Raw genomic sequence first — 14,856 nt, forward strand, 5'->3', positions numbered from 1 at the left:
ACCAAAATGCTATTCAAAGATGTGATCCGTAAAAAGCGGGATGGTGAGACTTTGTCCGCTGAGGAGATCAATGTGTTTGTCTCCGGCCTTGCCGATGGCAGCCTTCCGGCTGAGCAGGTGTCCGCTCTCGCCATGGCGATTTTCTTGAAATCCATGAGCTTTGAAGAAGCCGGAGCCTTGACATTGGCCATGGCGAACTCTGGCGTGATGCTGGACTGGAGCAGGAAGGTCTGGATGGCCCGGTTGTGGACAAACATTCCACTGGCGGGGTGGGCGACAAGGTAAGTTTTATGCTGGCGGCCATCGCTGCAAGCTGTGGCTGTTATGTGCCGATGATTTCCGGACGCGGTCTTGGACATACGGGCGGTACCCTTGATAAAATTGCCAGTATTCCGGGATATAATCCCACGCCGGGTCTTGATGTATTTCGCAAGGTCACAAAAGAGGTCGGGTGCGCCATTATCGGCCAGACATCGGATCTGGCACCTGCGGACCGCCGCCTTTATGCCATCCGCGATATTTCGGGCACTGTAGAATCCATTCCGTTGATCACGGCCTCGATCCTGTCCAAAAAAATTGCCGCCGGAAATCGCTCTTTGGTGATGGATGTAAAGGTGGGGACCGGCGCTTTCATGGAAAGCATTGAAGAAGCCCGCGCCCTTGCGCGTAGCATCATCGGAACCGCCAAAGCCGCTGATCTGACAACCCATGCCCTTATCACGGACATGTCGCAGGTTTTGGGCGATACGGCGGGAAATTCCGTCGAAATTGAAGAAACGGTGGACTATCTGACCAATAGTCGCCGTGAAAGCCGGTTGGATGAGGTGGTGTTGGCCTTGGCCGCGGAAATGCTGATCACTGGCGGTCTTGCCGATAACCGCGAAGAAGCCACTGAACGCGCCAATGAAGCGGTAACATCGGGCCGCGCGGCGGAGGTGTTTGCCAAAATGGTGACGGCTTTGGGCGGCCCTGCAGACTTTATCGAGCGGTATCAGCATTATTTGCCCAAGGCATCGGTGGTGGTGCCGGTTTTGCCCGAAACGGAAGGCTATGTGTTTGCTGTGGATGCGCGGGCCATCGGCAATGCGATTATCGAACTGGGCGGGGGCCGCAGGGCGGTGGATGATGTGCTGGATCTTTCGGTGGGCTTTGATCGCATTGCCCCGATTGGTGCAAAAGTCGGGCCGGACCGGCCTTTGGCTTATGTTCATGCCGCCAGCAAAGATGCCGCCGACCGTGCGATGCAAAATCTGCGCGCGGCCACACATATCTTGGATCAAAAACCAGCGGACAGCCCGGTGATTTATGACATACTGACCAGCGCCTGAAACCAGCCCAAAAGGTGTGGGCAAGAAGGCCAAAACATAAGCGGCCATAGAGGGAGAGAGATTTTGGGGAATTTCATAAGCCTGCTGGGCATCATGGCCATTTTGGCTTTGGCTGTTGCCCTTTCAACCAATTGGCGGGCCATTCGGCCACGGGTGGTTTTGAGCGCTTTTGGATTACAGGCGGCCATTGCGGCTTTTGTGTTATATGTTCCGGCCGGGAAAGCCATGATTCAGGCACTGTCCGGTGGGGTTCAGGCCATCCTCAATTTCTCCAATGTGGGGATTGATATGGTCTTTGGCTGGCTGGCCCATGGGGATGGCGCATTGAGCTTCGCAATCAATGTTCTCCCCATTATCATCTTCTTTTCCTCGCTGATGGCGGTTCTGTATCACCTGCATATCATGCAATGGGTTGTGAAGATTGTTGGCGGAATCTTGCGGCGCATCATCGGCACACAAAATATCGAATCCTTGAATGCGGCGGCCAATATGTTCGTTGGCCAAACCGAAGCCCCCTTGGTCATTCGTCCTTATCTTGGCCGGCTCACCGATGCCCAGTTGTTTACCGTAATGGTTTCGGGGCTTGCCTCTGTTGCGGGCACGGTTTTGGCCGCATATGCCCAGATGGGTATTCGACTGGATTATCTTTTGGCGGCCAGTTTCATGGCGGCACCCGGCGGGCTTTTGATGGCCAAATTGCTGATGCCCGATGAAGAAAGCGCTGACGCAACGAAAGATCTGGAGCCCACCAAGGCAGATGGCGACAAACCCCATGCCAATGTGATTCTGGCAGCGGCTGTGGGGGCGCAGGATGGCGTGAAACTGGCGGTGAATGTTGGGGCGATGTTGCTGGCTTTTGTCGCGATGATTGCCTTGTTCAACGGGATTGTTGGCGGCATTGGCGGCTGGTTTGGTTATGGTGACCTCACCTTAGAGCTTATTCTCGGCTATCTGTTTGCGCCGGTGATGTATCTTTTGTCGATCCCTTGGTCAGAAGCACAAATTGCGGGTGCGCTGTTTGGAGAAAAGCTGATTCTCAATGAATTTGTCGCCTATCTGCATCTGGGGCAGGTCGTTGATAGCATCAGCCCGCGTACAGAAGCTGTGGTTACATTTTCTTTGTGCGGCTTTGCCAATGTGTCATCCATCGCCATTCTTTTGGGTGGGCTTGGCAGCCTGATCCCCGAAAAGCGTGATCTAATTGCCCGTTATGGCTTGCGTGCGGTGGCAGCGGGTTCTTTGTCGAACCTGATGAGCGCCGCCATGGCCAGTCTGCTTTTGCCCTTCTAATGGAAGGGGCTTCGGGGATGCGCCGCATTATCATGGATTGTGATCCGGGTCAGGATGATGCGGTCAGCCTGCTTATGGCGCTGGCCTCTCCGGAAGATCTCCAGATTCTGGGTATCACGGCAGTGGCGGGCAATGTGGGGCTGGAACGCACAGAGCGTAATGCCCGTATGATCTGTCAATTGGCCGGGCGGAGCGATGTTCCGGTTTATGCAGGCTGTGACCGGCCTTTGATGCGGCCATTGATTACTGCTGAAAATGTGCATGGGCAAACCGGTATTGACGGGATTGATGTTTTTGATCCCACAACACCTTTGGCGGATGGCCATGGGGTGGATTTCATCATTGAAACCCTTTTGGCCGCAGAAGACGACAGCATCACATTGGTGCCCAGCGGGCCTTTGACCAATTTGGCTCTGGCCATGATGCGAGCCCCGGATATTTTGCCGAAGATCCGCGAAATCGTTGCCATGGGTGGGGCCATGCGCGAAGGGGGGAATTTCTCTCCATCGGCTGAATTCAATATTCTGGTGGACCCGGAAGCGGCAAAAATTGTTTTTGATTGTGGCCGCCGGATCACTTTGGCGGGGTTGGACGTAACCCACAAAGTGCTGGCCACCAAGGAACGCTTGGCACCTATCAAGGCGCAGGATGGCGTGGTGCCGCAAGCGGTTTACAATATGCTGGCCTTTTTCAACCGTTTCGATACGCAGAAATACGGGTCCGGCGGTGCGCCTTTGCATGATCCATGCACCATCGCCTGGCTTTTAAAGCCGGAGCTGTTTCAATCGAAGCTGTGCAACGTGTCTGTGGAAACACATTCGGCGCTGACATTGGGGCATACGGCGGTGGATTTTTGGGCGGTGACCGACCGGCCCAAAAATGTTCGTTGGCTTTATGATGTGGATGCGGACGGGTTTTTCGCCTTATTGACCGAGCGATTGGCCCGCTTTCCTTTTGAAGAGATGGGTGATGGCCAAGCTGATGCGAAAGATCAACCGCCACGCTTGACGGTTTTGGGATCTGTTAATCTGGACATTGTGGCACGGGCCGATCGTTTGCCGGTGGCTGGTGAAACGGTGACCGGCGCAGAGCTGAGCCGCTTTCCCGGTGGCAAAGGGGCCAATCAGGCGCTGGCGGCCCGGCGCCTGGGGGCCGATGTCTGCTTGTGCGCACGGGTGGGCAACGATGCGGCAGCCGACGAGGCTTTGGCCCTTTTGCGTGTGGATGGCGTGGATCTTTCGCACTGTATCTCTTTGGCCGATTGCCCCACGGGCGTGGCTCTGGTGGTCGTGGATGCGGGGGGTGAAAACCAGATCGTTGTGGCCCCCGGTGCCAATCGCCGCTTTGCCGCTGAGAGCCTGAAATTGCCGCAAGCCGAGGCGCTTTTGTGCCAGCTTGAAGTGCCAATGGCGGTGATTGAAGAAGCCGCCGCCCAACAGAAGGCGGGGCTGTTTGTGCTTAATGCCGCTCCGGTGGCACCGATCTCTCCTGCGGTTCTTCGCAGGGTGGATGTGTTGATTATGAATGAAATCGAAGCGCAGGCGCTGGATGGCCAATTGGATAGCTTCCAAGGCCTGAAAGCGCTGACCTTGGGGGCCAAAGGGGCCATGCTGATGAAAGGCGACAAGGTGATCGCCCGCGCCACTCCGCCCAAGGTACAGGTTGTGGACAGCACGGGGGCTGGGGATGCCTTTTGCGCCGCCCTTACGATTGCGCTGATGTCTTCTGTAGAATATCAAGAAGCCCTTGATTTTGCTTGCAAGGTGGGGGCGCGTGCCACCACGCGGCACGGGGCCCAGCCCGGTATGCCGCACCGGAATGACCTTGACTAATTGATCACGCTCTTGGTGAATGGACCCAATGGAGCGATAGGCTTAACATAAAGATCGTGTGGGCAAAGGGTGCCAAAGAAGCCATGATTATGGCCACGGCATAAACAAGGGCGGGGGATGAGGCGCTTTATGGATCATGATATCCAGATGGTACGGCCACAGAATGGTGCGGATGAGGCGGGGAAAACCCGTATTCAGGCGCGCAATGAAAAACGCATATTAGATGCCGCGCAAGAGGTGTTTGCAGCCTATGGCTTTCATGGAGCGACCATCGAAAAGGTTGCCGAAAAAGCTGATATGTCGAAGCCCAATCTGCATTATTATTTCAAGCGCAAAACCGATCTTTATGTTGCGGTTCTGCGGCGGACTTTGGAAACCTGGCTCACGCCTTTGGCCCATCTGGACCCCGAAGGCGATCCCGAAGAAGAATTAAGCCGCTATATCCGTTTCAAGGTGGAAATGTCGCGCCGCTCGCCCATTGCATCGCGGGTGTTTGCCAATGAAGTGCTGCAAGGTGCGCCCTTTTTGAAAGAGTATATGGAAACCGATCTGCGGGAGCTGGTGGAAAGCAAATCCGGCGTTATTTGCGGCTGGATCAAGCAAGGAAAATTGCTGCCGGTAGACCCATATCACCTGATTTTCCTGATTTGGGCGGCAACGCAGCACTATGCGGATTTTCAACCGCAGATCAAAGCGGTGATGAATATGCCGCGTTTGACCAAGGATTATTTCGCCGATGTGTCGGATAGCTTGATCCGGATTATCCTGCGCGGTGTGCTGGCTGATAAGCCAGAAAGCGCGAAGACGCCTGCGGAAACGCCAAACTCATAGGCAGAAAGCGAATAAGCGTTGCGGCCCAATTGGTCTGTGCTTTAAAAGCCAGCCATGGATATTTCCCTGTTTGATTTTGAATTGCCCCGTGACAGGATCGCGTTGCGGCCGGTCAGCCCGCGTGATCAGGCGCGTTTGTTGCGCGTGGATGGCGGGGGCGGCCTTGATGATCGCCATGTATCGGACCTGCCAGATATGTTGCGGCCCGGTGATCTTTTGGTCAGCAATGACACCCGTGTCATTCCGGCGCGGCTTTTTGGCCATCGCGGTGAAGCAAAGATAGAGATCACGCTCCATAAGCGTCTGGATGCGGCCCGTTGGGTTGCTTTTGCGCGTCCGGCGAAGAAATGCCGCCCCGGTGATCTTTTGGAATTTGATGGCCTGTCGGCGCAGGTTGAACAGCGCGATGGTGCGGAAGTTACCTTGCGCTTTTTGGCAGACGATGTGGAAACCGCACTTCAGCAGCATGGCGTTATGCCCTTGCCGCCTTATATCGCCGCCCAGCGCCCCGCCGATGCCCGTGATCTGGAGGATTATCAAACCATTTTCAGCGAGAAAAAGGGGGCTGTTGCGGCGCCCACGGCGGGCCTGCATTTTACCGATCGGCTTTTGGCCGGTTTGAAGGCGCGCGGGGTGGCGCACACAACGCTGACCCTGCATGTGGGGGCGGGAACATTTCTGCCGGTGAAGGTGGATAATACCGAAGATCACCGGATGCATGCGGAATGGGGGGAGATCACGCCAGAGGTTGCCCGCCAATTGAACGAGGTGCGGGATCGCGGCGGCCGAATCGTTGCCGTTGGCACCACCTCCTTGCGCTTGCTGGAAAGTGCGGCGGACGAACAGGGTCGCATCCAGCCCTTCCGCGGCGATACGGATATTTTCATCACACCGGGCTATAAATTCCGCGCCGTTGATGTGCTGATGACCAATTTTCACCTGCCGAAATCCACATTGTTCATGCTGGTTTCGGCCTTTTGCGGACTTGATCGCATGCAGGCGGCTTATGCCCATGCCATCGCTAATGACTATCGATTTTATTCCTATGGCGATGCCTGCTTGCTGTTTCCCCCTTCTTTGACCGAGGCCCCATGACCCGTTTTTCTTTTGATGTTCATAAAACCGATGGCAAAGCCCGGCGCGGGACCATCACCATGCAGCGCGGCGAGATTCGCACGCCGGCCTTTATGCCGGTGGGAACGGCGGCCACGGTCAAGGCCATGCTGCCTGAAAGTGTGCGCCAAACCGGTGCGGATATCATTCTTGGCAACACCTATCATTTGATGCTGCGCCCCGGGGCAGAGCGAATCGCCGAGTTGGGCGGCTTGCACCAGTTCATGAATTGGGACCGGCCGATCCTTACGGATTCCGGCGGATTTCAGGTGATGTCCTTGGCCAAGCTCCGCAAGCTGACGGAAGAAGGCGTTGCCTTCCAGTCCCATATTGATGGCTCGCGCCATATGCTAACGCCGGAACGCTCTATCGAAATCCAGCGATTTCTAGGCTCGGATATCGTTATGTGTTTTGATGAATGTACGCCGTTTCCGGCCACCTATGAGCAGGCAAAAGAATCGAAAGATCTGTCCATGCGCTGGACGCGTCGCTCCCGTGAGGCTTTTGATAGCTCTGCACAGCAATCGGGAAAATCGGCGTTGTTTGGCATCCAGCAAGGCAGTGTCTTTGAAGATTTGCGCGAACAATCCTCCAAGGCCTTGGCGGATATTGGCTTTGATGGCTATGCGGTAGGCGGCCTGGCCGTGGGCGAGGGGCAAGAGGCGATGTTCTCCACCCTTGATTTCTGCGCACCCATGCTGCCTGCGGAAAAGCCGCGCTATTTGATGGGGGTGGGCAAGCCCGATGATATCGTCGGGGCTGTGATGCGGGGCATTGATATGTTTGATTGCGTGATGCCGACACGCTCTGGCCGCACTGCACAGGCCTTCACATGGCGCGGACCGATCAATCTGCGCAATGCCCGGCACAAGGACGATCCGCGGCCCCTTGATCCCGATGTGCCAAGTCCGGCCACGCACTATTCTCGCGCTTATTTGCATCATCTGGTGCGGTGCGAGGAAATTTTGGCCCCGATGCTGGTGACTTGGCACAATATCGCCTTTTATCAGGCCCTGATGCAGCGCCTGCGTGATGCTATCGAGCAAGGTTGTCTGGCTGATTTTGCCGCTCAATTCCTTGAAACATATCGTGGTGGCGACATCGATCCACTTTGAGCCTATGATGAGGCATCTATTTGGTTTGTCGGAGGCGCGCCATGTCGGATCTCACCCTCATTATCGGGAATAAGAATTATTCAAGCTGGTCGCTTCGGCCCTGGCTGGCCATGAAGGCGAACGGCTTGACGTTCAATGAACGGCTGATCGTGCTTGATACGCCGGATTTCAAAGCAGAGATCAGCCAGTTCAGCGCGGCCAATCGTGTGCCGGTTCTGATCGATGACGAGATCACCATTTGGGACAGCTTGGCCATTTGCGATCATCTGGCAGAGCGATTCCCGAAAGGGCGGCATTGGTGGCCTCAAGCGCCGTTTTTGCGCGCTCATGCCCGCTCGGCGGTGGCGGAAATGCATTCGGGTTTTGCCAAAATTCGTGCGGAAATGCCGATGAACCTGAAGCGTGCGCCAAAAGCGGTAGCGCTAAGCGATGAAGCCAAGGCCGAAGTGGCGCGCGTTGAAGCCCTTTGGATGAAGCCCTGCGCCTGTCGGGCGGGCCGTTTTTATATGGCGATTATTCCATTGCCGATGCGTTTTTTACGCCCCTTGCCACGCGGCTGCGGTCTTATGATGTGGAATTGGGAGAAAGCGCAAACCGCTATGTGGCCCATGTGCATGATTGGCCGGATTTCCAAGGCTGGCGTGCCGCAGCGCTGGAAGAGCCGTGGACCCACAACAGCGATTTTTTGTAGGGGAAGGCGGTAAAAAAAGGGGCTGTGAAAAGTTTTTTTACAAGAGTGCTCTCAAGGGCTTGACCGCACCGGTTCACGCACTTATGGTCCGCCGCACTTCCACGGCAACGGCGCAAATTCTGTCGCGCTGTTTCTTGGGGGCCGTTAGCTCAGTTGGTAGAGCAACTGACTTTTAATCAGTAGGTCGCAGGTTCGAATCCTGCACGGCTCACCAAAGATTTCAAGCACTTGACCAGAAATGGTCAGGTGCTTTTTTGTTTCACGGAAGCAATACGGAAGCACACCGGGGGCGTTAGAGCCGGGAAATTGATATGGCAAATTATCCATAATTAATTTTATTTTATAACCAAGAGTTGATTTTTCTAATATTCATATCGAATATGGAGAAATGCACATAAAAAAACCAACCTTGGATGATCTGTTACGTGAGGTTTACGCTCGTCTTCTTGGTAGCATTGATTCTGCTGGTGGCAGAGGGTTGACTTGGAGCCGGGGAGAGGGCGTCGAGGAAGTTGGGGTTCTTCTGGAGCTAACAAATCCGCGCGCACGTCTGAGTGCGACAGAGACTCGAGGCAGGATATTCAGCCCCCTAGGTGAGTTATGTTGGTATCTGTCTGGTAGTGATCAACTGGAGCACATAACTTATTATCTCCCCGTATATAAGAATGAATCAGAGGATAAAAAGACTGTCCGCGGAGCTTACGGTCCCCGGTTTCGTGGTAACGGGGCAGGTGGAGGGCATGGTGTCAACCAATTAGAAAAAGTCATTGAGCGGTTAAAAGGAAAGGCGACTACTAAAAGGGCGGTAATAGTGCTGCTTGAGCCGCGAGATTTCGAGCAGGATTATAAGGAAATACCATGCACTGTCTCGCTGCAGTTTTTGATTCGCAATGAACGTTTGCATATGATTACAAGTATGCGTTCAAACGACGCTTATTTCGGACTACCGCATGACATATTCTGCTTCACAATGATCCAGGAGCTTATAGCTCGGTCAATTGGTGTGAAGTTAGGAGGGTACAAGCATTTTGTTGGAAGCCTTCATTTATATAACGACAAGAAGGCGGATGCGGAACGTTATTTGGCTGAAGGGTGGCAATCGACGGCCCATTCGATGCCTTCGATGCCAATGGGTTGTCAGATGTCTGGAGTCGCTGATTTTTTGGGTATCGAACAAAAAATAAGAAGTGGTGAATTAACTCAACCAGAGGATATAAAACTTAACACTTATTGGAAAGACTTGGCCGTACTTCTTATGGCTTACGCGTGGTCTAAAGACAGAATAAAGAAAAATAAACTTGATGAATTGAGTAGCCATATTAATGCGAACGCCTATAAGCAGTATCTTCGAATTAAAATAAAAAATAACAACAATTTAATTAAAGAAAAAAGTAAGCAATTATCGTTATTATAAATAGAATGTGAAATTTGAGATGAAAATTAGAAATAAGAATCGAGAAGAGTTTAATAATATAAAAAATATGTTGGTAGAGTACAATAAAAATACTTGCAGTATGCCGGGAATTTTTCAAGATAAAATGATGAATGTATTTGTTTATCAAATTATTGATAGTATTCGTCGTGTAGAATATATAAAGAAAATAAGTATTCGTGTTAAAGATTTGAATTATTCGAGGCCGTTCTCTGGTATGTTTGACCCCATTAAAGCCGCTGCCGTTTTGCAGAAACGTGGTGATATTGACGAGGCTTTTTGGTTGGTATTTTTGGCTACTCATTTTGGAATGCACGCAATGGATGGGTGGCGATTGGTTGAAGATATTTATGGTAAACTTGGCCAAGGAGGAGTGTGGAATTGGAATAGCGTCTGTGTAGAGCCAGCTCGAATGAGAGCATGGCTTGCTACGAACTATCCAATATTAACGGGTGATGGCATATCTCGCCGTTTTAGTAATCACAGAAAATATGAGAGCTTGAGAGATACAGATGCTGGGACGGGGGCTGTTATAGAGAGTTATGTAAATTGGTTGGCTCCGTCTCATAGCCATGTGGAACTGATTAGGGGCTCTCATAGAAAGGTTGGCCAGAATCCATATGAAGTATTCGATCTCCTATATCATGATATGGATGCTGTAGCACGGTTTGGACGCTTGGGTAAGTTTGATTTTCTTACAATGCTTGGAAAGCTCGGGTTAGCACCTATTGCGCCGGGAAAGCCCTATATTGAAGGGGCAACGGGTCCTATGCGTGGTGCGAAGTTATTATTTGCTGTTTCCGAGGAGGATTTCTCGGCAAAGAAATTGGATTCGATGGTGAAAAAATTAGGTTTTCATCTTGGGCTTGATATGCAGGTGATGGAAGATGCTATGTGCAATTGGCAAAAGTCACCAGATAAGTATATTTATTTTCGAGGGTAGTTTATTTCCACTGGAATCGGCGTTTTAGATGATTGAATTGATTGTAACCAATCAGATGGTAATGCTGCAATTGTCCAACTACAATACCTGGCGATACGCCTGCCTTTTTAGCAAATGACATGATATCTTTACTAGATGGCTTTAAGTTTAATAATTTTGGCTGAAATTCTAAGGAGATTAATTGATTGGAAGCAAATAGGTTTGCTTCCTCTTCAGCTTGGTCTAAGGACATTCCGTCATTTTCGAAGAAAGGGATTTTATTTTCATGAAGGACTAGGTGGCCACATTCATGAAAAAATGTGAACCAAAAATGGTCATCTGATAAGTATCGAAAACTTAATTGTATTATTGGGGATCCTCTTTTGTTGAATCTTGCTGCGCCGTTAATGCTACAGCCCTTGGGAGCTCTAACAACAACAAGATAAACGCCACAATTAGCGCATATTTCTTGGAGTTTACGTAGAAATAATGATGGATTTTTGTACCATGTAAGTCTTTTTAATTCTGGTAGTGCGGATAAAAATTTTCTCTTGTCCCACTTATTTATTTTAATTCTATTGGATAATATTTCACCTTGGCGTAACCAAGCAGCAACAGCAAAGTCATCGGCTTCGCGTATTGCAGACTTACGAAAGGCGGATTGCATCGAATTATCGCCATAAGTTTCCTTCCAAGCCTCAAGGCTTGGGACATCAAAGAAGTTTAGACATGCCTCTACCAATGATTTTTGTTTTTTCCCCGGGCTGAGCCATCCGAATTTCTTCATATCCGATATAGGCAAAAGGCGCGCCCATTCACTTAAACTCTGGATAGACCGGACAGAGTGTCTTTCGTTACGAAATTGATCTTCTCTCGTGAGCCAGAAATCTTTTGTTGAACCAAGCTGTTCTGAAAGCTTAAGGGCAATTCTAGCGGTAATTCGTGCCTTGCCACTTATTAGGCTTTGTGAAAAAGAAGGGGTTTCGTCGATTAACAAAGAAAAGGCTTCAATCGACATCCCTCGTTCGTCGAGAATGTCCAAGATCGTGTCCCCCGGCGGAGAGCGCCAGTCAGGAGAAAATGCCTCTTCATTCTGGAGCATGATAAATACCCTGTATTTTTACCCGACTTACATTAATCCAACTATCTAGAGATGCGGGATTAGCATGCTGCCTTGGATGGTTGGGGCTAATAGAAAGTCTATGGTTATCAGCTAATTGAATAACGCATGTGTTCCCAGATATTTCCGGATCGCCTGCTATCAGTTCATATACGTTTGAAGCGGCGTATATATCAGCGAGACGCTTTATCAGCGATATCGTTACGTCCTCCCCTAAGTTGTTTACTGCAACTTGGCGATTCTCGCAAATTTCTCGTATATCCTTTGAGGTGAATGCGATTTCCAAGAGGGTTCCATTAGTGCTTTAATGAGAGGGTTGATTTCATAAATAGTTGTGAAATGTCGTAATGCCAATAGTGCCAATAGTGCCATTAGTGCCATTAGTGCCAATAGTGCCAATAGCATCACCGTTTAGGACTTATTGGCGCTATTGACGCTATTGGCACCGGGGCTGTTCATGGTCTTAGGGCCGGATTGACAAGGAAGCGCTTGCTTTCCCGGCCCGCTGTTTCGCCTTGGCGGGCAAAGGCCGGTTTCAGCCAGTGATAGCCGCTTAAGGTCAGGCAGGCATCCATCACGGCTTTTGTGGTTTCGTTCTTAAGAAAGGTCCGCCGCAAATCGCGCACGCTAAGGCTTTCGGGCTTTTTCGCCTCGATATGGCGGGCGATCCTTAAGGCGATGGGATCACTGCTTTGCCCGTCCGCCTCGCCAAAGGCCCGTTGCGCCATGGGCCAGAAATAGTCTTCCAAAAGCCTTAAGGCCCGTTGCATGGCCGAGGCGCTGATGTCTGTGGGTTCCGGCCCCTTAAGGGAATCGGCGGCCCAGTCCAGCATGCTTAAGGTCAGCGCCAGCCTTAAGGCGCGTCCCTCGATCTTGCCCCACCAGCCCGCAAGGCGGCCCATGGGGGCACGATCCGCCACCGCTTCCCACCATGGATTAAAGATCGCCTGCGCCTCTTGTGCCATCTTTAAGGTGATGGGGGCGGGCTTGCCTTGATCGTTGGTGCCCATCTTAAGGCCCTCAAGCCGCCTTAAGGTCGTTTCCAATATCTCATGGCAGGGCGGCCCCTTCGGCACCCGACGCTTAACGGGATCGGGGCAGACATATAGAAAGCGGGCGTTCAGGCCATCATCATCACCGCTCAAGAGAAGTTTCTTCAGGCGGTCGGGCTGAATACCGCCAAGGATAGAGGTGCCAAGATAAGGAATGAAAATGGGTTTCTCGCCGTTCTTCACCCGGTCGATGCTATAGGTGCCGCCTTCATACGCTTCCAGCCAGAAGGCGCGGTCACCGCCGCGTGTGCCATTATAGCGGTCGAAGTTGGATAACCAGCCCGCCAGTTCATCACGATAGATAAGAAGCCCGCGCGGATTGGCCGGAAGCGCCCGGCATAGGGCTTCGATGGTGGCATCCGTTACCATCAGCCGCTTGTGTTCGGGGGCTTGGGGCTCCATGGCATCTTCAGGCAGGCGAGGGGCAGGCTGGCCCTTTGCCACAGCGTCCTTGCAGGCTTTTGCCCAAGCCTCATGTTTGAGGAGGGCTTCTTGCTTGGTGGTTTCATAATCGCGCAAATCTTGTTGTAAGACGTCGCCATATTCGGCCTCGATGGCCTTCATGGTCTGCATGATCGGGCGCATGGCCGGGCTTTTACCTGCCGAGGGTGCGCCTACCAGCGCAAACCACAGGATCGGTGATTGGGTCCATTGACCAAAGGCAAAGATGGTGCGGCTGTTGCCAATCAAGCTTGCGGATACGGCGAACAAAGAAGCGGCCACATAATCCCTTGGGGCCGAGGTGGCCTCGCTGGTGGCCTCCACCCAATGCGCCAATGCCGGGGGCAGGGTATCGAGCGGGAAGGCCGGGGCCGGAAGCGCCGGGTCGAGAAAGTGGCGATCCGGTTGCGGCCAGTCATCATTGGCAGCGCTTGCCTTATGGGGAAGCTCATAGGGTGCGGCATGGCGGGCCAGGGCGCGCACATACGCCGCTGTCCAGCCATCGGCCACAGCATCCGCTGCATCCCATTTGGCCGGAAGCCCAGCTTTGAACGCCATGGAAGCGCCTATGGTGTCCAAGGCGGCCTTGATGCCTTCAAGGGAGGGTGTGATCAAGGATACCCGCGCACCCTGTTCCAAAAGCTTTGCCGCCACAGACTGGGCATAGGCCATGCCCGCTTGGTCATGGTCTGGCCAGATCACGACGGAACGGCCCGCCAATAGCGACCAATCGGTTTTATGAGCGGCATTGCTGCCGCCCATGCTGGTGGTGGCAACCAAGCCCAGCCCCAAAAGGGCGTCGGCGGCCTTTTCGCCTTCGGTGACAATCAAAAGATCATCGGCGCTGCCATGAATGCGGTCTGCCTGATAAGGCAAGCGGCGGGGCGGCATCTGCCATTGGTCCGTTACCGGATCATAAGGCTGAAAGCTCTTGCCGCCATCGGCCAGATCGAACCGGTATATGTAACCATAAGGTTGGCCGTCGCTGTCCTTATATACGTATAGGTAAGAGGGCGTCCCCAAACGCGGATGAGCCTTAGCTAAGCTATAAGGAGCTTTATGTAACTTAACGGTCATTGCTGATCCCCGCTTGCTGCTCGATGAGCCTTAAGGCTTGGCTTTGCTTAAGGCCGTATACATAGGCGTATAAGCTGATCACATCGCCGCCGCCGTCGCCGGTGGCATAGTCACGCCAAGCGCCGGTCATAAGATTGACCTTGAAGCTCCCTCGCTTGCGGTCGGCCCGTGTTGGGTTGAGAGCCACCCAATAGCGGCCTTCGCGCCGTCCGCTGGGCAACAGGCGGGAGATGAGGCTGAACAAGAGCGGTTGCACAAATTGGCTCACGGTCTGGAAGCGATCAGTTGTCATTGGCCACCTCCGAGGTAGAGGCGATCAGCTTGCTTTCGATCCACTGATCCAGATCAAGGCGGCGATAGCGGATGGAACGGCCAGAGATTTTGACAAATCGCGGCCCGCCACCGCGCACCCGCCAATTGCGCAAGGCGCGCACCGAATGGCGGATATAATCGGCGGCCTCATATTCGTTGATCAGTTGATAGAGATAATCGCGGCGTGCTGCGGCAATAGATTGGTCCGGCATAAAGTGACTCCATATTGGCTTTCCCAACGCTTGATTGCGCTGTGGTGCTTATGGAATTGCCCTTATCCCGGACCTCAAAACAGGGTCA

The 14,856-nt window shown here is 52.6% G+C and carries 12 protein-coding genes, 1 tRNA gene and 2 pseudogenes; 11 read left to right on the plus strand and 4 right to left on the minus strand.

Going from position 1 to position 14,856, the window contains the following annotated elements; translation table 11 throughout:
- Positions 1 to 6 precede the first annotated feature (6 nt).
- From deoA to JCM17844_RS01180, 11 genes and pseudogenes are all read left to right on the plus strand, one after another.
- A pseudogene (gene deoA / locus JCM17844_RS01135) lies at positions 7 to 1,328 on the plus strand (thymidine phosphorylase).
- A gap of 63 nt (positions 1,329 to 1,391) precedes the next feature.
- Positions 1,392 to 2,618 carry a NupC/NupG family nucleoside CNT transporter gene (locus JCM17844_RS01140; RefSeq protein ID WP_149999283.1) on the plus strand — a complete coding sequence of 409 codons (1,227 nt, stop codon included), beginning with the start codon at positions 1,392 to 1,394 and terminating at the stop codon, positions 2,616 to 2,618.
- Positions 2,618 to 3,565 (plus strand): annotated as a pseudogene (locus JCM17844_RS17010) (nucleoside hydrolase); the annotation flags it as partial. The gene JCM17844_RS01140 and the pseudogene JCM17844_RS17010, both read left to right, overlap by 1 nt.
- 15 nt (positions 3,566 to 3,580) lie before the next feature.
- Entirely contained in the window at positions 3,581 to 4,450 is an 870-nt protein-coding gene (locus JCM17844_RS17015; RefSeq protein WP_371864734.1) for a ribokinase, read from the plus strand.
- Between the two features lie 129 nt (positions 4,451 to 4,579).
- The gene (locus tag JCM17844_RS01150; protein ID WP_149999285.1) at positions 4,580 to 5,281 is read left to right on the plus strand and encodes a TetR family transcriptional regulator C-terminal domain-containing protein; all 702 of its coding nucleotides are present in this window, start codon (positions 4,580 to 4,582) and stop codon (positions 5,279 to 5,281) included.
- 54 nt (positions 5,282 to 5,335) lie between these two features.
- Positions 5,336 to 6,376 (plus strand): tRNA preQ1(34) S-adenosylmethionine ribosyltransferase-isomerase QueA, encoded by a 1,041-nt coding sequence (gene queA / locus JCM17844_RS01155; protein WP_149999286.1) that lies wholly within the window; start codon positions 5,336 to 5,338, stop codon positions 6,374 to 6,376.
- Positions 6,373 to 7,509 (plus strand): tRNA guanosine(34) transglycosylase Tgt, encoded by a 1,137-nt coding sequence (gene tgt / locus JCM17844_RS01160; protein ID WP_149999287.1) that lies wholly within the window; start codon positions 6,373 to 6,375, stop codon positions 7,507 to 7,509. The genes queA and tgt overlap by 4 nt, the downstream gene beginning before the upstream one ends.
- A gap of 41 nt (positions 7,510 to 7,550) precedes the next feature.
- Entirely contained in the window at positions 7,551 to 8,213 is a 663-nt protein-coding gene (locus JCM17844_RS01165) for a glutathione S-transferase (protein ID WP_210431112.1), read from the plus strand.
- 125 nt (positions 8,214 to 8,338) lie between these two features.
- Positions 8,339 to 8,414 (plus strand) — tRNA-Lys (locus JCM17844_RS01170).
- 174 nt (positions 8,415 to 8,588) lie between these two features.
- Complete coding sequence (locus JCM17844_RS01175; RefSeq protein ID WP_149999288.1) at positions 8,589 to 9,614, plus strand: thymidylate synthase; 1,026 nt, start codon at positions 8,589 to 8,591, stop codon at positions 9,612 to 9,614.
- A gap of 19 nt (positions 9,615 to 9,633) precedes the next feature.
- A complete protein-coding gene (locus JCM17844_RS01180; protein WP_149999289.1) occupies positions 9,634 to 10,575 on the plus strand; it encodes an alpha-glutamyl/putrescinyl thymine pyrophosphorylase clade 3 protein in 942 nt (313 codons plus the stop codon).
- Position 10,576: 1 nt separating this feature from the next.
- On the opposite strand, the gene JCM17844_RS01185 is transcribed toward JCM17844_RS01180, so the two are convergent.
- The 4 genes from JCM17844_RS01185 to JCM17844_RS01200 all read right to left on the minus strand — a co-directional run bounded on the left by JCM17844_RS01185 (position 10,577) and on the right by JCM17844_RS01200 (position 14,768).
- Positions 10,577 to 11,596, minus strand: a complete 1,020-nt coding sequence (locus JCM17844_RS01185; RefSeq protein WP_210431113.1) for an ImmA/IrrE family metallo-endopeptidase — start codon at positions 11,594 to 11,596, stop codon at positions 10,577 to 10,579.
- Positions 11,597 to 12,129: 533 nt separating this feature from the next.
- Entirely contained in the window at positions 12,130 to 14,244 is a 2,115-nt protein-coding gene (locus JCM17844_RS01190; RefSeq protein WP_149999291.1) for a DUF3987 domain-containing protein, read from the minus strand.
- On the minus strand, positions 14,234 to 14,536 hold the full coding sequence (locus JCM17844_RS01195; protein ID WP_149999292.1) for a hypothetical protein: 303 nt from the start codon (positions 14,534 to 14,536) through the stop codon (positions 14,234 to 14,236). Before JCM17844_RS01195 ends, JCM17844_RS01190 begins: the two co-directional genes overlap by 11 nt.
- Positions 14,526 to 14,768: a helix-turn-helix transcriptional regulator gene (locus JCM17844_RS01200; protein WP_210431114.1), complete on the minus strand. Its 243-nt coding sequence runs from the start codon at positions 14,766 to 14,768 to the stop codon at positions 14,526 to 14,528. The genes JCM17844_RS01195 and JCM17844_RS01200 overlap by 11 nt, the downstream gene beginning before the upstream one ends.
- Positions 14,769 to 14,856 lie beyond the last annotated feature (88 nt).

Source organism: Iodidimonas gelatinilytica (assembly GCF_008579125.1).
Lineage (GTDB): Bacteria > Pseudomonadota > Alphaproteobacteria > Sphingomonadales > Rhodothalassiaceae > Iodidimonas > Iodidimonas muriae.

Excerpts from the sequence above, each read along its gene's own strand:
- JCM17844_RS17015 (WP_371864734.1), top strand. The coding sequence starts at position 3,581 with ATGGGTGATGGCCAAGCTGATGCGAAAGATCAACCGCCACGCTTGACG.
- JCM17844_RS01150 (WP_149999285.1), top strand. The coding sequence starts at position 4,580 with ATGGATCATGATATCCAGATGGTACGGCCACAGAATGGTGCGGATGAG.
- queA (WP_149999286.1), top strand. The coding sequence starts at position 5,336 with ATGGATATTTCCCTGTTTGATTTTGAATTGCCCCGTGACAGGATCGCG.
- tgt (WP_149999287.1), top strand. The coding sequence starts at position 6,373 with ATGACCCGTTTTTCTTTTGATGTTCATAAAACCGATGGCAAAGCCCGG.
- JCM17844_RS01165 (WP_210431112.1), top strand. The coding sequence starts at position 7,551 with ATGTCGGATCTCACCCTCATTATCGGGAATAAGAATTATTCAAGCTGG.
- JCM17844_RS01175 (WP_149999288.1), top strand. The coding sequence starts at position 8,589 with ATGCACATAAAAAAACCAACCTTGGATGATCTGTTACGTGAGGTTTAC.
- JCM17844_RS01180 (WP_149999289.1), top strand. The coding sequence starts at position 9,634 with ATGAAAATTAGAAATAAGAATCGAGAAGAGTTTAATAATATAAAAAAT.
- JCM17844_RS01190 (WP_149999291.1), bottom strand. The coding sequence starts at position 14,244 with ATGACCGTTAAGTTACATAAAGCTCCTTATAGCTTAGCTAAGGCTCAT.
- JCM17844_RS01195 (WP_149999292.1), bottom strand. The coding sequence starts at position 14,536 with ATGACAACTGATCGCTTCCAGACCGTGAGCCAATTTGTGCAACCGCTC.
- JCM17844_RS01200 (WP_210431114.1), bottom strand. The coding sequence starts at position 14,768 with ATGCCGGACCAATCTATTGCCGCAGCACGCCGCGATTATCTCTATCAA.